Consider the following 20,076-nt stretch of genomic DNA (forward strand, 5'->3'; position numbering starts at 1 on the left):
CATTTCTTCCCTGAATAGCAGCCTGGGTGTGCGGGTCGGGCTGAGGCGATCCACGGACAGGCCTTGGGGGCGCCGTCGGTTCCTCGGAGCGAGGAGCGCTTATGCCGTCTGTTGATAAGAAGGCGGCGCATTATAAACAGCGCTTCGGTCGGAGTAGTGGCTTTTTAATCCCTAAATGATGTTTTTGTGATGTCACCTCCAAAGCGTGAATATCCGATGAAAAAGCGTTGCTTGAACACATAGGCACTTGAGCCAAGCGCATTGGAAGTGAACAATGTGTTACTTCTTATTTCCAATCGAGAGTCATTCATGACTGCCCCGTTTCGTTTCCTGGCCTGGCTAGCGCTGCCGTTGTTGGCGCTGTGCAGCGCCGACTTGCTGGCCGATACCGTCGAAGGCGCTCCCAAGGCGCTGCATCTGCTGGATTACATCGGGGCGGATTACCCGGCGACTGTCGAGGCGGGGAAGGTCATAGACGATTCCGAATACCGCGAGCAATTGGAGTTCACCGGGGTCTTGGAAGGCTTGATCGCCGAATTGCCAGCCAAGCCGGAAAAAGCTGAGTTGGCCCAAGGTATCGATACCTTGCGCAAGGCGATTACCGAGCGCCAGGAGGGCGGCGACGTGGCTCGCATGGCGCGGCAATTGGGCGCAAGGCTCGCGGTAGCGTACGAAGTCAGCCAGGCGCCGATCATTACGCCGGACCCGACACGCGGCGCGCCGCTGTATGCGCAGAATTGCTCGGTCTGTCATGGGGACAGCGGCGCCGGTGACGGTCCGGCCGGCGTCGGCCTGGAGCCGCCGCCGTCGAACCTGCGTGACGGCCAGCGTCTTGATCGGCTCAGTCTTTATGCGATCTACAACACCTTGGGCATGGGCGTTGAAGGCACCGACATGCCAGCGTTCGCCGATCAACTCGATGATCGGCAACGCTGGGACCTGGCCACTTACATTGCCAGTTTCAGCGCTGATCCGGCCGCGGCTAAAGGCGAGCTGACGTACAACCTCGCCGATCTCGCTCGCCAGACCCCGGCTGAAGTCCTGGCTGCCCAAGGTCCTGGCGCGGCGGCGACGTTCCGTGCCCAACGCGCCCAACCGCCACAAGTGCAGCGTGGGCCGGGGCAGTTGCTCGACTACACCGCCACCACATTGGATAAAAGCATCGCGGCGTACCGTGCGGGCGATCATGACCAAGCCTATGACCTCTCGGTAGCGGCCTACCTGGAAGGTTTCGAGCTGGTGGAAAGCTCGCTCGATAACGTCGACCCCAATGTGCGCAAGGACACCGAAAAGGCCCTGATGGCGTTCCGTCAGTCCCTGCAGGACGGCCTACCGGTGGCGCAGGCCGAACAACGCCTGGACGCGGCCAAGGCGAAATTGAAGGAATCCGCCGGCCTGTTGGGTGGCGATGGCTTGAGTTGGTCGTTGAGCTATATCTCCGGCTTGCTGATTCTGCTGCGCGAAGGCCTGGAAGCGATCCTGGTCCTGGCGGCGATCCTGGCGTTCTTGCGCAACACCGGCCAGCAATCGGCGGTGCGCAGCGTCAACATCGGCTGGGGATTGGCTTTGCTTGCCGGTCTGGCGACGTGGGGAGTGGCCGCGTATGTGATTGATGTCAGCGGCGCGCAGCGGGAATTGCTCGAGGGCGCGACAGCGCTGTTCGCCAGCGTGATGGTGCTGTGGCTGGGTGTATGGATGCACGACCGACGTCACGCAGCGGCCTGGCAGGATTACATCAAGAGCAGCCTGGTGGGCGGTGGTGGCCGTTTCGGTTTTGCGATCCTGGCGTTTTTCTCGGTCTACCGCGAACTGTTCGAAGTGATCCTGTTCTACGAGACCCTATGGCTGCAGGCCGGTCCCGCCGGGCACAACGCGGTGCTGGCCGGCGGCGCGTCGGCCCTGGTGTTGCTGGTGGGGTTGGCCTGGGTGATCTTGCGCGGCTCGGCGAAACTGCCGCTGGCGCTGTTCTTCAGCATCAACGCTGCGTTGCTGTGTGCGCTGTCGGTGGTATTCGCCGGTCATGGCGTGAAGGCATTGCAGGAAGCCGGCATCTTTGGCACACGGCCGGTGGCGTTCTTCGACTTCGATTGGCTGGGCATTCATGCCGATGCTTATTCGCTGGCGGCCCAGGCTGTGGCGATTACCGCGATCGTTGTGTTGTACGGGCGCAGTTGGATGGTGGAGAAACGTCGGGTCCAGGTTTCCTGAACGGCCGCATTCGCTGCGCTCATAATCGCGAGCAAGCTCGCTCCCACAGGATGTAGGCTGTCACTGTGAGAGCGAGCTTGCTCGCGATGCTTTTTAGATAGAGGAAACCACTCGATGCGCGTATGGATCGATGCAGACGCCTGCCCCAAGGCGGCGAAGGAGCTGGTGGTCAAGTTCGCCTTGAAGCGCCAGTTCGAGGTGGTGCTGGTGGCCGGGCAACCGCAGATCAAACCGGGCCTGGCCCTGGTGAAGCTGATCGTGGTGCCGAGCGGTCCTGATGCGGCGGATGATTACCTGGTGGAGCATGCCGTGCCCGGCGAGTTGGTCATTTGCAGCGATGTGCCACTGGCCGATCGCCTGGTGAAGAAAGGCGTCGCTGCCCTGGACCCCAGGGGCAAGGAGTTCGACGCGCAGAACATGGGCGATCGACTGGCGGTGCGCAATTTGTTCACCGACTTGCGTGAGCAGGGTCATGTGGGCGGCGGGCCGGCGGCGTACAGCGAGCGGGACAAGCAAGGGTTTGCCAATGCGCTGGATCGGATCCTGACGCGGTTGGCTCGCTTGTCCTGATTCTTGTGGATCCCCTGTGGGAAAGGGGTAGGCAAGTCAGGCATCGTTCTCGTGCGTCAACTCCAACACCCGGTCCACCAGCTTGTTGATGCCCGACGCCGCTTCACTTATGTTCCTGGCCAGCATGTAGGCGGGTGTGCTGACCAGTTTGCGCGCGGTGTCCTCGACGATATCGGTGACCAGGCATTCCTCGTGATTTCCGCCCATCTTGGTCACGGCAGCGGCCGTGTCGGCATCTGTGCCGATGGTGCAGTTCACTCCCGGGCCATAGATCTTCGCCGCCAGGGCGGGGGAAATGCACATCAGTCCTACCGGTTTCCCAGCCTCGGCAAAAGCTTCGGTCAACGCCAGGACTTCCGGCTGGACAGTGCAGCCGGCACCCTCGACAGCGAAATTGGACAGGTTTTTTGCCGATCCGAAACCGCCGGGCACGATCAGCGCGTCAAAGTCCTCGGCCTTGGCCTCGCGCAGGTCTTTCACATCGCCTCGGGCGATGCGCGCGGATTCCACCAGCACGTTGCGGCTTTCGGGCATTTCTTCGCCGGTCAGATGGTTGATGACATGCAATTGGGCAATGTTTGGCGCAAAGCATTGAACCTGCGCGCCGCGCTGGTCCAGACGCAACAGCGTGATCACGCTTTCGTGGATCTCTGCGCCGTCATACACGCCACAGCCGGAAAGGATCACTGCAACTTTTTTGCTCATGGGCTTTTCTCCAGATTCATGGCGTTAAATGTCTACTAATTTGTCACTCGTTGCCATAGGGGGATCTGGCGGCTACACCTAATCTGCCGACTTCTCCCGCCTTGCCTGCCCAGGTCGCGTCATGAACTTCATCCTGTATGCCGTGCCGTTTTTCTTCGTGCTGATTGCCGTCGAATTGCTCGCCGATCACTGGCGTGGCGTGAGCCACTATCGCCTGGCGGATGCGATCAACAGCTTGAGTACCGGGGTGCTGTCGACCACGACGGGGCTGCTGACCAAAGGCGTTGGACTGGTGACGTACGCTTTTGCGTTGGAACACTTGGCAATTATCGAGCTGCCTGCCGATAAAGCCTGGACCTGGGTGTTCGCCTTCGTGTTCTACGACTTCTGTTATTACTGGCTGCACCGCATGGGGCACGAGCGCAATATTCTCTGGGCGGCTCATTCGGTGCATCACCAGAGCGAGGACTACAACCTCTCCACCGCGCTGCGACAGACCAGCACCGGTTTCCTGCTGAGCTGGATTTTCTATCTGCCGCTGGCGGTCCTGGGCGTGCCGCTGGTGATGTTCATCAGCGTCGCGGCGCTGAATCTGCTGTACCAGTTCTGGGTCCACACCCAGCACATTCCCAAGCTCGGCTGGCTGGAGTGGTTCTTCGTCACGCCGTCGAATCATCGTGCCCACCATGCACAGAACCCTCTCTACATGGATCGCAACTACGGCGGGGTGTTCATTATTTGGGACCGTCTGTTTGGCAGCTTCCAGGAAGAGGATGATCGGGAACCGGTGATCTTTGGCGTGACCACGCCGCTGGCGAGCTGGAATCCGTTGTGGGCCAACCTGCAGTTTTATGCGCAATTGTGGGCTGATGCGCGGCGGGCCGGGCGCTGGCGGGACAAGCTGCGGATCTGGTTCATGCCCACCGGTTGGCGGCCGGCGGATGTCGCGGCCAAGTATCCGCTGAACAAGCCGGACCTGGGCCAGTTCCGCAAGTTCGAGGTGCCGCTGGAAAGCCGCCAGCAGGGATATGTGGCGCTGCAGTTCTGCGTCTACATTGCCTTGGGCAGCTATTTGATGAACCTTGAACACCGCCTGCCGGCCGCCGCCCTGATACTGGGTGGGGGCGCGGTGGCGTTCGGTCTGTTCGTGTTGGGCGTGGCCCTGGAGAATCGCCCTTGGGCGCTGAAGCTGGAACTGCTGCGGCTGGCTTCGAGCCTGCCACTGGTGTGGCTGGCACCGATGACCGGGCTTTGGCCGGGCAGTCCGCTGGCCTGGGTGGGGGTGTCCTGCTATTGCCTGCTCAGCGGTATCGGGCTGTATTGCTGCCGCAGCCGGTTTACTCGTTTGGCGTCGTAGGTGTGCCGGACCGGCTCTGTTCCTGGCGCTCGGCTTCAAGGACCTTCCTGGCCAGTCGCGCATTCTTGATGCGCCGACGCAGCCACAAGCCCAAGCCCAGCAACAGCAGGGCACCGAGCACCCACAATTCGTATTTCTTGATGCTGCCCAGCATGCCTTCGAGCACCGCGCCGAAGTGGTACGCGGCGGCGGCCAGCGCCGTGGCCCAGATCGCCGCGCCGATACCGTTGAGCAGCAAGTAGCGGCCAGGCGGATAGCCCGACAGGCCGATGGCCACCGGCATCACCGTGCGCAGGCCGTAGACGAAGCGAAAGCTCAGCACCCAGATGTCCGGATGCTTGCGGATGTGCTCCAGCGCCCGATCGCCCATCAACTGCCAGCGCGGCTTGCGCGCCAATAGCTTGCGTCCGTGCTTGCGCCCGAGGAAATACCACAGCTGATCGCCCGCGTAGCTGCCGCAAAACGCCACGACCACCACCAGGTTGATGTCCATGTAGCCACGGAACGCCAGGAAACCTGCGAGCACGAGGATGGTTTCGCCTTCGAAGAACGTCCCGATAAAGAGGGCAAAGTAGCCGAAGTCATGCAGAAATTGTTGGAGCATTGTCTGGGTGCTGGCGAAATGAACGCGCAGCCTAACCCTTCAGGCACATTCAGGAAAGTATCGAAATGTGTCTCGACGTTAACATTTCCTACAGAAGACAATGACTGCGACTACAGGTCACGCCTACGCACAACTGTCATACGTTCGTCATAATGGCCGCTTATAACTGTCACGCTCGCCCGTCTGCGGGCTCAGGAGTCTGCCGTGAGCTTTACCCCTGCCAATCGTCTGTTTCCCGCTACCCGTCTGCGTCGCAACCGTCGCGATGAATTCTCTCGTCGGCTGGTGCGTGAAAACGTCCTGACGACCAACGACCTGATCCTGCCAGTGTTCGTGCTGGACGGGGAGAATCGTCGTGAAGCGGTGGCTTCGATGCCCGGCGTGGAACGCTTGACCATCGACCTGCTGCTCGAAGCGGCGGCCGAGTGGGTCGAGCTGGGAATTCCGGCGTTGGCGCTGTTTCCGGTCACGCCAGCTGAACTCAAGTCCCTGGACGCCGCCGAAGCCTGGAACCCGGAGGGCATCGCCCAACGCGCGACCCGTGCCCTGCGCGAGCGTTTCCCCGAGCTGGGCGTGATCACTGACGTTGCTCTGGACCCCTTTACCACCCACGGCCAGGACGGCATTCTCGATGAAGATGGCTACGTGCAGAACGACGTCACCGTCGATGCGCTGGTCAGGCAAGCGCTGTCCCACGCCGAGGCCGGCGCGCAGGTGGTGGCGCCGTCCGACATGATGGACGGCCGCATCCAGGCAATCCGCGAAGCCCTGGAAGTGGCCGGGTATGTGAATGTGCGCATCATGGCCTACTCGGCCAAGTACGCCAGCGCCTACTACGGTCCTTTCCGCGATGCCGTCGGCTCGGCCCTGAACCTGGGCAAGGCCAACAAGGCCTCCTATCAGATGGACCCGGCCAACAGCCATGAAGCCCTGCACGAAGTGGCCGCCGACTTGTCAGAAGGGGCAGACATGGTCATGGTCAAGCCGGGGATGCCTTATCTCGACATTCTTTATCGGGTCAAGGATGAGTTCAAAGTGCCGACCTTTGTTTATCAGGTCAGCGGCGAATACGCGATGCACATGGCCGCGATACAGAACGGCTGGTTGAACGAAGGGGTGATTCTCGAATCCCTGACCGCTTTCAAACGCGCGGGCGCTGATGGCATTCTGACTTACTTTGCCGTGCGCGCCGCCCAATTGCTTCGAGAGCAGAAATAGCCTCCCAGGAACTTGCGATGAATACCGAAGGACTCACAGAAGTTGCCGTAAAAGACGCTCAGCCCGTGGTCGAGCAGGTCGCCGAAACGCCGCCAGAGCTGGAGCCGGCTCCACCGGTCGTGCCTGAGGTGCCTCCAGCGCCAGCGATTGCGATCCCCAACCTAGATGACAGCAGCCTGTACATCCACCGCGAGCTGTCGCAACTGCAATTCAACATCCGCGTGCTGGAGCAGGCGCTGGACGAGTCCTATCCGCTGCTGGAGCGGCTGAAATTCCTGCTGATTTTCTCCAGCAACCTGGACGAGTTCTTCGAAATTCGCGTCGCCGGCCTGAAAAAGCAGATCACCTTCGCCCGCGAGCAGGCCGGTGCCGACGGCCTGCAACCGCACCAGGCCCTGGCGCGCATCAGCGAGCTGGTCCACGGCCATGTGGATCGCCAATACGCGATTCTCAACGACATCCTGTTGCCTGAGCTGGAAAAGCACCAGGTGCGCTTCATCCGTCGCCGCTATTGGACCACCAAGCTCAAGACCTGGGTGCGCCGCTATTTCCGCGACGAGATCGCGCCGATCATCACCCCGATCGGCCTCGACCCGACGCACCCGTTCCCGCTGCTGGTGAACAAGAGCCTGAACTTCATCGTCGAGCTGGAAGGCATCGACGCCTTTGGCCGCGATTCCGGCCTGGCGATCATTCCAGCGCCACGCCTGTTGCCGCGGATCATCCGTGTGCCCGAAGACGTCGGCGGCCCGGGCGACAACTATGTGTTCCTGTCGTCGATGATCCACGCCCACGCCGATGACCTGTTCCAGGGCATGAAAGTGAAGGGCTGCTACCAGTTCCGCCTGACCCGAAACGCCGACCTGTCGGTGGACACCGAGGACGTCGAAGACCTGGCGCGCGCCCTGCGCGGCGAGTTGTTCTCCCGTCGCTATGGCGATGCGGTACGCCTGGAAGTGGCCGATACGTGCCCGAAACACCTGTCCGACTACCTGCTCAAGCAATTCAACCTGCATGAGACCGAGTTGTACCAGGTCAATGGCCCGGTGAACTTGACACGTCTGTTCAGCATTACCGGCCTGGACAGCCATCCGGAGCTGCAATACACGCCGTTCACCCCGCAGATCCCGAAACTGCTGCAGAACAGCGAGAACATTTTCAGCGTGGTCAGCAAGCAGGACATCTTGCTGCTGCACCCCTTCGAGTCGTTCACGCCTGTGGTCGACTTGCTGCGCCAGGCTGCCAAGGACCCCCATGTGTTGGCGGTGCGCCAGACCCTGTACCGCAGCGGCGCCAACTCGGAAATCGTCGATGCACTGGTGGACGCGGCGCGAAACGGCAAGGAAGTCACGGCGGTGATCGAGCTGCGCGCACGCTTCGATGAGGAATCCAACCTGCAATTGGCCAGCCGCCTGCAAGCGGCCGGCGCAGTGGTGATCTACGGCGTGGTCGGATTCAAGACCCACGCCAAGATGATGCTGATCCTGCGCCGTGAGGCCGGCGAGATCGTGCGGTACGCCCACTTGGGCACCGGCAACTATCACGCCGCCAACGCCCGTCTCTACACCGACTACAGCCTGCTCACTTCCGACGACGCCCTGTGTGAAGACGTCGGCAAGTTGTTCAGCCAGTTGATCGGCATGGGCAAGACGTTGCGCATGAAGAAGCTGTTGCATGCGCCGTTCACCCTGAAAAAGGGCATGCTCGACATGATCACCCGGGAGACGCAATTCGCCCTGGACGGCAAGCCTGCGCACATCATCGCCAAGTTCAACTCACTGACCGATCCGAAGATCATCCGTGCGTTGTACAAGGCCAGCCAGTCGGGCGTGCGTATCGACCTGGTGGTGCGCGGCATGTGCTGCCTGCGACCGGGCATCCCCGGGGTCTCCCACAACATCCACGTCCGCTCGATCATCGGGCGCTTCCTGGAGCACACGCGGGTGTTCTACTTCCTCAACGGTGGCGAGGAGCAGATGTTCCTGTCCAGCGCCGACTGGATGGAGCGCAACCTCGACAAGCGCGTCGAGACCTGCTTCCCGGTGGAAGGCAAGAAGCTGATTTTGCGAGTCAAGAAGGAGCTGGAGAGCTACCTCACCGACAACACCCACAGCTGGAGCTTGCAGTCGGATGGCCGCTATATCCGCAACACCCCGACCGGCAACCAGAACCCGCGCAGCGCCCAGGCGACCTTGCTGGAGCGCTTGAGCAACCCGGTGTTGGCGGTGCGATAAAAGCTCGACGGTTGGGGGGCAGGCTTCGCTTTTGTGGCGAGGCAGCTTGCTGTGGCGAGGGGATTTATCCCCGCTGGGCTGCGCAGCAGCCCTTGGAAGATTGAACCCAATGAAGCTGATGCACCGCGGTGCCAGGCTTTGGGGCTGCTGCGCAGCCCAACGGGGATAAATCCCCTCGCCACAAGATATTGTTTGGTCCGGGGACATGGTTAACACCTGTTCGGGGACATAGTGGACACTTTTTAATACGACACATTGATCATCTGGAGATGTCGTGTGTCCTGGAAAGAGGTGTCTGCCTTGCAGCTTCGTACTGAGTTCGTCTCCTTAGCCCGCCAAGATGGGGCGAACATAAAAGAACTTTGTCGCCGTTACAGCATTAGCCGAACGACTGGCTACAAGTGGCTCAAACGTTTCGAGGAAAAAGGCGCTGCCGGCTTGATTGACCAGTCCCGACGGCCGCTGTCCTCACCTGGAAAAACTACTGCCACTCCTGAAAAACAGATTCTGGAGTTGAACCTGGAACACACTGCCTGGGGGGCCCGGAAGATCAAGCGGTACTTTGAAGAAAAAGGCCATGTCATGCTCGGCGCCCAGCACCGTGCACGCCATCCTCAAGCGCAACGATCGAATTGATCCCGCTGCATCTCTGATTAAACCTTTCATTCGGTTCGAGCATCCTCAACCAAACGATCTCTGGCAAATGGACTTCAAAGGCCATGTCGGCATGCGTGCAGGGCGTTGTCATCCATTGACCTTGCTGGATGATCATTCGCGTTTTTCGCTGATAATTGCCGCCTGCGCAAACGAAAAAAGGGAAACGGTGCAAGGCCACTTGGTCAGTGCTTTTCGGCGTTACGGGCTGCCCCGTCGCATGACAATGGACAATGGGCCACCTTGGGGACACGAGGGAGATGCCTACACAGGCCTTGAGCTATGGCTGATGCGCCAAGGTATCGAGGTGTCGCACTCGCGGCCTTATCACCCCCAAACCCAGGGTAAGCTCGAACGTTTTCATCGAAGCCTAAAGGCGGAACTACTCACCGACAGAACACTGATTGACCTCGACGCAGCTCAGCAAACCTTTGACCACTGGCGGGAAGTCTATAACCACCAACGCCCTCACCAAGCGCTGAATCACAACGTTCCGGCCTCCCGGTACCGACAGAGCGAGCTGTGCTATCAAGAGGCGTTACCGGAACTGGAATACGGCGACGATGACGAAGTTCGGACCGTCCAGGCTAACGGAGAACTCAACTGGCGCGGCTGGGAGTTAAAGCTGGGCCGGGCCTTTACAGGTGAGCGTGTGGGCTTGCGCAGGACCTTGGAGGACGGCAAGCACGATGTCTATTGGGGTAGGCATCGTGTTGCACAAATTGACATGAACGTCCGATCCGTAATATCAGGTAAACGGCTTCGTTAACTGTCCACCATGTCTCCGAACATGTGTCCACCATGTCCCCGGACCAAACAGATATCTGTGTTGTCGCTGGACTCAGTGAATGTTCAGCAAAATCCCCACCCGAGTCAGCCATTCGGCTTCCTGGGCGAAGTCGGCCTGGGTCAGTTGGTTCTCTTCCAACCAACCGTCAGGAAACATCACATCCAACTGATCGCCGTCGGCACGCAGGGCCACTTGCGGCATTTCCTGGGTGCCACGGATGTGGTGGAACAGGATCGCAAAGCGCAGTAGCACGCACAGGCGAATCAGCTTGATGCCGTCGTCGCCGAACTCGGCGAATTTATCCTTGGGAATATTGCGTCGATGGCCGCGTACCAGTAGCGCGAGCATTTGCTGGTCTTCGCGGGAGAAGCCCGCCAGGTCCGAGTGCTCGATCAGGTAGGCGCCGTGCTTGTGATAATGATAGTGGGCAATGTCCAGGCCCACTTCATGGACCTTGGCCGCCCAGCCCAGCAGTTCACGCCAGACACCGTCGTTCAGGTCCCAATCGTCGGCCACCTGGTCGAAGGCATGCAGCGCCTTGCGCTCGACCCGTACGGCTTGTTCCTGGTCGACGTGATAACGCTCCATGAGCGAGCCCAGGGTGCGCTCGCGGACGTCTTCGTGATGATGACGACCCAGCAGGTCATACAGCACGCCTTCGCGCAGGGCGCCTTCGCAGTGATCCATGCGTTGCAGTTCGAGGGCGTCGAAAATCGCCTCGAGGATCGCCAGGCCCGCCGGGAAAATCGCCCGGCGATCAGGCTTGATGCCGTCGAAGTCGATCTTGTCCGATTCGCCGAGCTTGAACACCTTGCGCTTGAGCCAGGCCAGGCCTTCGGCGTTGACTTCACCGCTGCCGTGGCCGCCAGCCTTGAGTGCCAGGCCGATGGCGCGGATGGTTCCCGAGGAGCCGATGGCCTCATCCCAGGTCAGGCGATGCAGGGCATGTTCGATGCTCATGATTTCCAGGCGCGCCGCCGTGTACGCCTGGGCGTAGCGGGCCGGGGTGATCTTGCCGTCGCGGAAATAACGCTGGGTGTAGCTGACACAGCCCATTTGCAGGCTTTCGCGCAGCAGCGGTTCGAAGCGCTGGCCGATGATGAACTCGGTACTGCCGCCTCCGATGTCCGCCACCAGGCGCTTGCCGGGGGTGTCGGCCAGGGTGTGGGAAACACCGAGGTAGATCAGGCGCGCTTCTTCACGGCCGGAGATGACTTCCACCGGATGGCCGAGGATCTCTTCGGCGCGGTGAATGAACTCGCCACGGTTGCGCGCCTCGCGCAGGGCGTTGGTGCCGACGATCCGCACCGCCCCCAGGGGCATGCCGTTGATCAGTTGGGCAAAGCGCTTCAGGCAATCGAGCCCGCGTTGCATCGATTCTTCGCTGAGCTTGCGCTCTTCGTCGATGCCGGCGGCCAGTTGGACCTTCTCGCCGAGCCGCTCAAGAATGCGGATTTCCCCGTTCTGGGCCTTGGCGACGACCATGTGGAAGCTGTTGGAGCCCAGGTCAATGGCAGCGATCAGGGACAGATTCTTGGCTTGGGATGGCGGCATGGTCAAAAAGTCTCGGTCGATAACCTTGCCATCCTGCCACGATCGACCGCTTACGCCAACGCGCCTGAACCAAACCCTTGAGCCAGAGCAGGCTGCAACGCGCCTTCGTGGCGAGGGGATTTAGCGAAACGTCGCACCGCCCCGCTGGGCTGCGAAGCGGCCCCCAAACCAGGCGACTCGGTGTGCCAGGAAGGTTGAGTTCACAGCTTTAGGGCTGCTGCGCAGCCCAGCGGGGATACATCCCCTCGCCACAGAGTGTGCCTTGGCAGTAAAAATCAGGCGGGCTCGACCGTCCCGATAAAATTCGCCAGTTCCGCCGTCTGCGGGTCGGCAAACAACACCTTGGGATCGCCCACCTCGTGCACCTTGCCCTGGTGCATGAACACCAGCTTGTCGCCGACCTCCCGGGCAAAGCGCATTTCATGGGTGACCATGATCAGCGTCATGCCTTCCTTGGCCAGTTGACGCACCACGCTGAGCACTTCGTTAACCAGTTCCGGGTCCAGCGCCGAGGTGATTTCATCGCACAGCAACACTTTCGGCGACATCGCCAGGGCGCGGGCAATTGCTACCCGTTGCTGCTGGCCACCGGACAAGCGGTCAGGGAAAGCATCGAATTTCTCGCCGAGCCCGACTCGTTCCAGCATCTGCCGCGCCAGTTCGGCCGCCTTGGCCTTGGGCACTTTTTGCACAACTTGCGGCGCCAGCATCACGTTCTCGCCGACTGTCAGGTGCGGGAACAGGTTGAACTGCTGGAATACCATTCCGACTTTCTGGCGCAGGCTACGCAGGTCGGCGCGGGCGGCATCGAGGTATTCGCCGTCGACTTCGATCACGCCATCGTTGATCGATTCCAGGCCGTTGAGGGTGCGCAGCAGGGTGGATTTGCCCGAGCCGCTGCGGCCGATGATCGCCACCACCTGGCCTTCCTCGACGCTCAGGTCGATACCTTTGAGCACGTGGTGATCGCCATAGTATTTATGCAGGGCGGTGATTCTAAGCAGAGGCATGCAGTCTCCTTTCCAGGTAGCGCGCACTGAGGGACAGGGGGTAGCAGAGCAGGAAGTAGCCGAGGGCGACCAGGCCATACACCATGAAGGGTTCGAAGGTAGCGTTGGCGAGCATGCCGCCGGTCTTGGTCAGTTCGGTAAAGCCGATGATCGACGTCACGGCCGTGCCCTTGACCACTTGCACGGAAAACCCCACCGTCGGCGCCACGGCAATGCGCAGGGCCTGGGGCAGGATCACGTAGCGCAATTGCTCCAATGGGTTGAGGGCCAAGCTCGCGGAGGCTTCCCACTGGCCATGGGCAATCGAATCGACGCAACCGCGCCAGATCTCCGCCAGATAGGCGCTGGTAAACAGCGTCAGGGCAATCGCCGCGGCCATCCAGGGAGAAATCTCCACCCCGGCCAGCGCTACGCCGAAGAACACCAGGAACAGCTGCATCAACAGTGGGGTGCCTTGGAACAGCTCGATATAGGTGCGGGCGATGTTGCGGGGCAGGGCGCTTTTTGAAATGCGCAGGACCATCACCAGCAGGCCGATCACGCCGCCACCGATAAACGCCACCAGCGACAGCGCCAGGGTCCATTGCAAGCCGGTGAGCAGGTTGCGCACCACGTCCCAGAAGGTGAAATCGCTCATTGGCTGCTCCTGGCGATATAGCGACGCCCGATCCAATTCAGGAACTGGCGGATCAACAGCGCCATGCACAGATAGATCAGCGTCGTCAGTGCGTAGGTTTCAAAGGCGCGGAAGTTGCGCGACTGGATGAAGTTGGCCGCAAAGCTCAGCTCTTCGGTGGCGATCTGCGAACAGACCGCCGAGCCGAGCATCACGATGATGATCTGGCTGCTCAGGGCCGGCCAGACCTTGCCCAGCGCTGGCAACAGCACCACGTGGCGGAACGCTTCGAAGCGGCTCATTGCCAACGCCGCTGCTGCTTCCAGTTGCCCTCGCGGGATCGCCTGGATGCCGGCGCGGATGATCTCGGTGGAATACGCACCCAGGTTGATCACCATCGCCAGCACCGCCGCCTGCCACTCGGAAATCTGCAAGCCCAGGGACGGCAGGCCGAAGAAGATGAAAAACAACTGCACCAGGAACGGCGTGTTGCGGATCAACTCCACGTACACGCCAAAGATCGCCGCGAACGGACGGATATTCCAGGCCCGGACCACGGCCCCGACGATGCCAACGCCGACCCCGAGCAACGCGCCAATGGCCGTCAGCTCGAGGGTGAACAGCGCACCGCGCAACAGCAGCTCGGTGTTTTGCACCACCGGCAGGAAATCGAACTGATAAGCCATGCTCAGCCTCTCAAGCGACGGTCAGAGATCGGCCGGCAGCGGCTGCTTGAGCCAGGTCTGCGAATTCTTTTCCAGGCTGCCATCGGTCTTGGCGGTGGCGAGGATCTGGTTGACCTTGTCGAGCAATGCCGGCTCGTTCTTGTTCACGCCGACGTAGACCGGCGAGTCCTTGAGTTTCACTTTCAACGCGGGGACGCGCTTGGGGTTGCGTTCGCTGATGGCGACCATCACCACGTTGCCGCTGGCGATCAGGTCCACCTGGCCGGCCAGGTAAGCGGCAATCGTCGAATTGTTGTCTTCGAAGCGCTTGATGGTGACGCCTTCGGGGGCGACCTTGGTTAGCTCGATGTCTTCGATGGCGCCACGGGTGACGCTGATGGTCTTGCCCTTGAGGTCGTCCAGGGTGTTGATGGCGGCATCAGGCGGACCGAACACCGCCAGGTAGAACGGCGCGTAGGCGCTGGAAAAATCGATGACCTTTTCGCGCTCGGGGTTCTTGCCCAGGCTGGAAATCACCAGGTCAACCTTGCCGGTGGTCAGGAAAGGGATGCGGTTGGTGCTGTTGACCGGTGTCAGTTCCAGCTTGACCTTGAGCTGGTCGGCCAGCAGCTTCGCCGTGTCGATGTCCAGGCCGCGCGGCTTCATGTCCGGACCGACCGAACCGAACGGCGGGAAATCCTGTGGCACAGCAACCTTGAGCGTGCCGCGCTTGACCACATCCTCCAGGCCATCGGCGTGGGCGGGCACCTGGCAAAGCATCAGGCTGGCAAACAGGGCAGTGAGCAGGACGCTGCAACGCTGGATCATGGTGAATCTCCGCAGTCGATGGTGTGGTTTCTGCGATCGGACAGAGCACAGGCCATGCCAAGGCGGGTTTTATCGGGTCAAAGCCACGGTTTTGCTGGTGGGATGCGGTCTTACTGGTCTGAACAGTTGGGCCGCGTTTCGCACCTTTATCGGGCGTTGGCATTTGCCACCGAACCCTGCTGGGGCACGACTTGCCGGGCACGGCGAATAGCATTACAACTAGTCGCTCACTGGCCCGGTTTGTCTGAAAAAATCATGAATTCCATCGCTCGTGCCGTTCCTGAAGTGGCATTGCAAGCCATCCGTAAACTGATCGCCGACGAGGGCTTCGGCCCGGGGGACGCGCTGCCCTCGCAGCGTGATCTGGCGGTTCAACTGGGTGTGAGCCGGGCGTCCCTGCGCGAGGCGCTTTCATCGTTGAGTGCCCTGGGGATGATCAGCGTGCAGCCGGGCCGGGGAGTATTCGTGCAATCGGCCGCGCAAGAACCGCGCAGCGACTCGACACCGGGTTGGCCCTTCGCGGCCCAGGCCTCGCCTGTGGATATCTTTCAATTACGCTATGCCCTCGAGGGTTTCGCGGCGGGATTGGCTGCCGTGACCTTGAGCGCCGATGAACTCGATGCGTTGGACGACAACGTCGAGGCCATGCGCCGGGAACTGAAGGCCGGGGACTTCGACGCGGCCGCCCAGCTGGATTTCGAGTTTCATCGACGCATCCTGCTGGCCAGCGGCAACCAGGCCATGCTGAGCATCCTCACCGCCAGCGCCGACATCTTCCTGGAAAGCCAGAAGCTACCGTTCATCAGGGCGGAGCGGGCGATGGAGACTTGGCAGGAACACCGCAAGATCCTTCGTGCATTGGCCCGCCGAGCCTCGGCCTCGGCGCAAAAAGCCATGCAGGAACATGTACGTAACGCTGCGCTGCGTACCGGTATTTCCTTTGTCACGCCCGCTGCCCCATGACCTCGGCGATATCCAAAGCCATCGTTCGTCATAGCGAGACTCAATCAACTGCGGCTTCCTGAACCTGGGAAGGGCAGCTATGATGGGCCACGTTTTTTTGCTGATTACCCCGGAGATTTCCATGAGCAGCGATCTGATCAAACACGTTAGCGACGCTAGCTTCGAAGCTGACGTACTCAAGGCCGAAGGCGCAGTGCTGGTCGACTATTGGGCTGAGTGGTGCGGTCCTTGCAAAATGATCGCTCCGGTCCTGGACGAAATTGCCGAGACCTACAAGGGCAAGCTGACCGTTGCCAAGCTGAACATCGACGAAAACCAGGAAACCCCGGCCAAGCACGGCGTGCGCGGTATCCCGACCCTGATGCTGTTCAAGAACGGCAACGTCGAGGCCACCAAGGTCGGCGCGCTGTCGAAGTCGCAACTGGCGGCATTCCTCGACGCCAACATCTAAGCGTCGAATGTCCTGCCAAAAGCCCCGCAAATCGCGGGGCTTTTTCGTTATTCGGGGCTAGACGCTCGCAAATCGAGGTGTTACATTCGGCCCCGCACTGGTTTCTCCATTGCCCCCTGCAAGCCGTCGCCGACGCTCTCCTTTCGAACAAGTACGCGATCCTGTCGCCTTCTCCGCGGCGCGGCCTCATTAAGCCAAAAGCTTAATTTCCCCCCTCCATAAATGATTACGTCATTCCTATATGAATCTGACTGAACTCAAGCAAAAGCCGATTACCGAACTGCTCGAATTGGCCGAACAGATGGGCATAGAAAATATGGCCCGTTCGCGCAAGCAGGACGTGATTTTCTCCCTGCTCAAGAAGCACGCGAAAAGCGGCGAGGAAATCTCCGGTGATGGCGTGCTGGAGATTCTCCAGGACGGCTTCGGCTTCCTTCGCTCCGCAGACGCTTCCTATCTCGCCGGCCCAGACGATATCTACGTCTCGCCGAGCCAGATCCGTCGCTTCAACTTGCGCACCGGTGACACCATCGTTGGCAAGATCCGCCCTCCGAAGGAAGGCGAGCGTTACTTCGCGCTGCTCAAGGTCGACACGATCAACTTCGACCGTCCGGAAAACGCGAAGAACAAGATTCTCTTCGAGAACCTGACCCCGCTGTTCCCGACCGTGCGCATGAAGATGGAAGCCGGCAACGGTTCCACCGAAGACCTCACCGGTCGTGTCATCGACCTGTGCGCACCCATCGGCAAAGGCCAGCGTGGCTTGATCGTGGCACCGCCGAAAGCGGGCAAGACGATCATGCTGCAGAACATCGCGGCCAACATCGCCCGTAACAATCCTGAAGTTCACCTGATCGTACTGCTGATCGACGAACGCCCGGAAGAAGTGACCGAGATGCAGCGCACCGTGCGCGGCGAAGTGGTCGCCTCGACGTTCGACGAGCCGCCGACCCGTCACGTGCAGGTTGCCGAAATGGTGATCGAGAAGGCCAAGCGCCTGGTCGAGCACAAGAAAGACGTGGTGATCCTGCTGGACTCCATCACCCGCCTGGCCCGTGCCTACAACACCGTGATCCCGAGCTCCGGCAAGGTGCTGACCGGTGGTGTCGATGCCCATGCCCTGGAGAAACCGAAGCGTTTCTTCGGCGCCGCACGGAACATCGAGGAGGGCGGTTCGCTGACTATCATTGCCACCGCGCTGGTCGAGACCGGCTCGAAGATGGACGAAGTGATCTACGAAGAGTTCAAGGGTACCGGCAACATGGAACTGCCCCTGGACCGTCGCATCGCCGAGAAGCGTGTATTCCCGGCCATCAACATCAACCGTTCCGGCACCCGTCGCGAAGAATTGCTGACCGCCGATGACGAGTTGCAGCGCATGTGGATCCTGCGCAAGCTGCTGCATCCAATGGATGAAGTCGCTGCCATCGAGTTCCTGGTCGACAAGCTGAAAACGACCAAGACCAACGATGAGTTCTTCCTGTCGATGAAGCGCAAGTAACACGAAGCTACGCATAAAAGGGCGCCCCACACAGGGCGCCCTTTTTTTCGGCTGAATGTATCAAAATGGACAACTTTCCAAGACCAGCAGTGTCCTTGCTGTTGACGTCTGTACTTCAAACGACAAGGAGCGTTATGCACACGTTTGGCAATCGCCGTGACATCGATGGCTTGAGGGCCCTGGCCGTTATTCCGGTGGTACTGTTTCACTTCGGCTTCAGCACGTTCAGTGGCGGCTTTGTCGGGGTCGATGTTTTCTTTGTCATCTCCGGATTCTTGATCACCGGTATCCTGTTTCGCGAGATCAGTGCGCAGCGCTTCAGTTTCGTCGACTTCTGGGCTCGACGTGCGCGCCGCATCCTCCCAGCCTTGAGCCTGGTGCTGTTGGTGACGTTAGCCTTGGGCTGGTTGTTGCTGACCGCCAAGGATTTTTCGGAGCTTGGCCGAACGGTTCGTTACCAGTCGCTGTTCATTTCGAACATCTTGTTCATGCGTGAGGACGGTTACTTCGAGCCAGCGTCGGATCTGAAACCGCTGCTTCATACCTGGTCCTTGGCCGTCGAAGAGCAGTACTACATTTTCTTCCCGTTGCTGATGGTGTTGTTGATGCGCCATGTTCGTCATTGGCGCTGGATGCTGTTTGCCGTATTGCTGATTTCCTTCGGGCTCAACGTCGCTTATATCGACCGCAAACCTGATGTCGCTTTCTTCTCGTTGCCGACACGCGCTTGGGAGCTGTTGTGCGGTGCGATGCTTGCGGTATTGCCAAAGCCGAGACACATCACGAAGCCGTGGGTCTGTCACTTGGCGGGCGTGGCCGGGTTGGCAGCGGTGCTGGCGGCGGTGTTCACTTTTGACAGGGCCACGACGTTTCCAGGTTGGGCTGCTTTACTGCCGGTCCTCGGCGCCACTGCGCTGATATGGTCTGGGGGGCAGGGTTCGAGCTGGGTCGCCCGACTGCTCGGTACCAGGGTGCTCGTCTGGATTGGCTTGATTTCCTATTCCCTTTACTTGTGGCATTGGCCGGTCTACGTCTACGCCAATGCCGTTTCCATCGACGGTATCGGGCATTTGGAAGCCGTGGGCTGGATCCTGTTGGCGTTGGGTCTTGCCTGGTTGAGCTGGCGCTTCGTAGAGCTTCCGTTTCGTGAAAAACGCGTGTTGCCCGGGCGCAAGCCGGTGTTGGTGGGCGGTTTGTTGGCCATGGTCGCCCTGGCGGTGACAGGTTCGGTGGTGCGTTCAGCGGATGGCTTTCCCCAGCGCCTTACCGGCAAGGCGTTGGCGTATGCGCAAGCGCGGGATTGGAAGGCTGGGCAGATGGAATGCATGCTCGTGACTTCTGACAAGAACCTGGACAAGGCCTGCCTGGTTGGCGAACGCAAAGAGGCGCTGGCGACCCAACTGTTTTGGGGCGATAGCCACGCCGCTGCGCTGTTGCCGGCGATTGAAGACAATGCCACGCGTGAGGGGCGCCCGGTTTGGCTTTACAGCATGAGCGCCTGTCCGCCAATCGTCAGCGATGACCTGCGCCAGCGCTGCAGGGACTTCAACGAAAAGACCATGGAACAGGTTCGTCACCTGCAGATCAAGGATGTGGTGCTGGCTTCCAATTGGAGTCTGTACGTATACGGCCGTGAGGACGGCGACAAGAAGGTATTGCTCAACGCCTCCGACAATACGGCCGAAGCCGAGGCGCGTATGGCTGCGGCGCTCAAGGCTCGGGTCGCGATGTTGAGGGCGGCGGGCGTACAGGTTTGGTTGTTCAAGGAAGTGCCGCTGCAGCGCAAGGGCGCTATCAGCAGATTGACGAGCCTGGCGCGGGCTGGGCGTTCAGCTGAAGGGTTGGGTCGCCCACTTGAGGAGCACTTGGCCCGTCAACATTTCCTCAGTGCCTTGTTTGACTCAATGAGTAGCGCCGATCCCGGTGTGCATGTCATTGACCCGACCCCGTTGATGTGTGCGGGGCAGGTCTGCAGCATTGAGGTCAACGGTTACTCGCAGTACAAGGACGAGGACCATCTGTCTGATCTCGGTAGTGCCCGGCTGAGCCCGCTGTTTGCCCCGGTGTTGCTGGGGGCAACCGGCAATTGATCGCCGCCGCGCACGCACGGGCTGCTGTTTGGGCGTTAGAGCAGGTAGGATGTACGCC

General features: G+C 60.4%; 16 protein-coding genes and 1 pseudogene. 10 read left to right on the forward strand and 7 right to left on the reverse strand.

Going from position 1 to position 20,076, the window contains the following annotated elements; all coding sequences use genetic code 11:
- Positions 1–309 precede the first annotated feature (309 nt).
- Both AB4N42_RS04320 and AB4N42_RS04325 read left to right on the forward strand, forming a co-directional pair.
- Complete coding sequence (locus AB4N42_RS04320; RefSeq protein WP_217860605.1) at positions 310–2,208, forward strand: FTR1 family protein; 1,899 nt, start codon at positions 310–312, stop codon at positions 2,206–2,208.
- Positions 2,209–2,322: 114 nt separating this feature from the next.
- The gene (locus tag AB4N42_RS04325; RefSeq protein WP_420765126.1) at positions 2,323–2,778 is read left to right on the forward strand and encodes a YaiI/YqxD family protein; all 456 of its coding nucleotides are present in this window, start codon (positions 2,323–2,325) and stop codon (positions 2,776–2,778) included.
- Positions 2,779–2,814: 36 nt separating this feature from the next.
- On the opposite strand, the gene elbB is transcribed toward AB4N42_RS04325, so the two are convergent.
- Positions 2,815–3,483, reverse strand: a complete 669-nt coding sequence (elbB, locus tag AB4N42_RS04330; protein ID WP_198797521.1) for an isoprenoid biosynthesis glyoxalase ElbB — start codon at positions 3,481–3,483, stop codon at positions 2,815–2,817.
- A gap of 121 nt (positions 3,484–3,604) precedes the next feature.
- Here elbB and AB4N42_RS04335 point away from each other — a divergent pair, with 121 nt between their 5' ends.
- Positions 3,605–4,840 carry a sterol desaturase family protein gene (locus tag AB4N42_RS04335; RefSeq protein WP_030138149.1) on the forward strand — a complete coding sequence of 412 codons (1,236 nt, stop codon included), beginning with the start codon at positions 3,605–3,607 and terminating at the stop codon, positions 4,838–4,840.
- Here the strand turns inward: AB4N42_RS04335 and AB4N42_RS04340 are convergent.
- Positions 4,821–5,444 carry a DedA family protein gene (locus AB4N42_RS04340; RefSeq protein WP_030138148.1) on the reverse strand — a complete coding sequence of 208 codons (624 nt, stop codon included), beginning with the start codon at positions 5,442–5,444 and terminating at the stop codon, positions 4,821–4,823. The two genes, AB4N42_RS04335 and AB4N42_RS04340, sit on opposite strands and share 20 nt — an antisense overlap.
- A gap of 204 nt (positions 5,445–5,648) precedes the next feature.
- Between AB4N42_RS04340 and hemB the strand changes: the two genes are divergently transcribed.
- The 3 genes and pseudogenes from hemB to AB4N42_RS04355 all read left to right on the forward strand — a co-directional run.
- Entirely contained in the window at positions 5,649–6,662 is a 1,014-nt protein-coding gene (hemB, locus tag AB4N42_RS04345) for a porphobilinogen synthase (protein ID WP_030138147.1), read from the forward strand.
- 17 nt (positions 6,663–6,679) lie between these two features.
- On the forward strand, positions 6,680–8,896 hold the full coding sequence (ppk1, locus tag AB4N42_RS04350; RefSeq protein WP_030138146.1) for a polyphosphate kinase 1: 2,217 nt from the start codon (positions 6,680–6,682) through the stop codon (positions 8,894–8,896).
- Between the two features lie 276 nt (positions 8,897–9,172).
- Positions 9,173–10,280: pseudogene (locus AB4N42_RS04355) on the forward strand (IS481 family transposase); the annotation flags it as partial.
- Positions 10,281–10,391: 111 nt separating this feature from the next.
- Here the strand turns inward: AB4N42_RS04355 and ppx are convergent.
- The 5 genes from ppx to AB4N42_RS04380 all read right to left on the reverse strand — a co-directional run bounded on the left by ppx (position 10,392) and on the right by AB4N42_RS04380 (position 15,013).
- Positions 10,392–11,894: an exopolyphosphatase gene (gene ppx, locus AB4N42_RS04360; protein WP_030138145.1), complete on the reverse strand. Its 1,503-nt coding sequence runs from the start codon at positions 11,892–11,894 to the stop codon at positions 10,392–10,394.
- Between the two features lie 275 nt (positions 11,895–12,169).
- Entirely contained in the window at positions 12,170–12,904 is a 735-nt protein-coding gene (locus AB4N42_RS04365; protein WP_030138144.1) for an amino acid ABC transporter ATP-binding protein, read from the reverse strand.
- Positions 12,891–13,541, reverse strand: a complete 651-nt coding sequence (locus AB4N42_RS04370) for an amino acid ABC transporter permease (RefSeq protein WP_198797519.1) — start codon at positions 13,539–13,541, stop codon at positions 12,891–12,893. Before AB4N42_RS04370 ends, AB4N42_RS04365 begins: the two co-directional genes overlap by 14 nt.
- Complete coding sequence (locus AB4N42_RS04375) at positions 13,538–14,206, reverse strand: amino acid ABC transporter permease (RefSeq protein WP_030138142.1); 669 nt, start codon at positions 14,204–14,206, stop codon at positions 13,538–13,540. The genes AB4N42_RS04370 and AB4N42_RS04375 overlap by 4 nt, the downstream gene beginning before the upstream one ends.
- Before the next feature lie 21 nt (positions 14,207–14,227).
- Positions 14,228–15,013, reverse strand: a complete 786-nt coding sequence (locus tag AB4N42_RS04380; protein WP_198797518.1) for a transporter substrate-binding domain-containing protein — start codon at positions 15,011–15,013, stop codon at positions 14,228–14,230.
- A gap of 255 nt (positions 15,014–15,268) precedes the next feature.
- On the opposite strand from AB4N42_RS04380, the gene AB4N42_RS04385 reads away from it, so the two are divergent.
- The 4 genes from AB4N42_RS04385 (at position 15,269) to AB4N42_RS04400 (ending at position 20,018) form a co-directional block, all read left to right on the forward strand.
- A complete protein-coding gene (locus AB4N42_RS04385) occupies positions 15,269–15,976 on the forward strand; it encodes a FadR/GntR family transcriptional regulator (RefSeq protein WP_323154107.1) in 708 nt (235 codons plus the stop codon).
- Positions 15,977–16,097: 121 nt separating this feature from the next.
- On the forward strand, positions 16,098–16,427 hold the full coding sequence (gene trxA / locus AB4N42_RS04390; RefSeq protein WP_003206727.1) for a thioredoxin TrxA: 330 nt from the start codon (positions 16,098–16,100) through the stop codon (positions 16,425–16,427).
- 241 nt (positions 16,428–16,668) lie between these two features.
- A complete protein-coding gene (gene rho / locus AB4N42_RS04395; RefSeq protein WP_003206716.1) occupies positions 16,669–17,928 on the forward strand; it encodes a transcription termination factor Rho in 1,260 nt (419 codons plus the stop codon).
- A gap of 134 nt (positions 17,929–18,062) precedes the next feature.
- Positions 18,063–20,018, forward strand: a complete 1,956-nt coding sequence (locus tag AB4N42_RS04400) for an acyltransferase family protein (RefSeq protein WP_460115906.1) — start codon at positions 18,063–18,065, stop codon at positions 20,016–20,018.
- Positions 20,019–20,076 lie beyond the last annotated feature (58 nt).

The organism is Pseudomonas sp. H2_D02 (assembly GCF_054677635.1).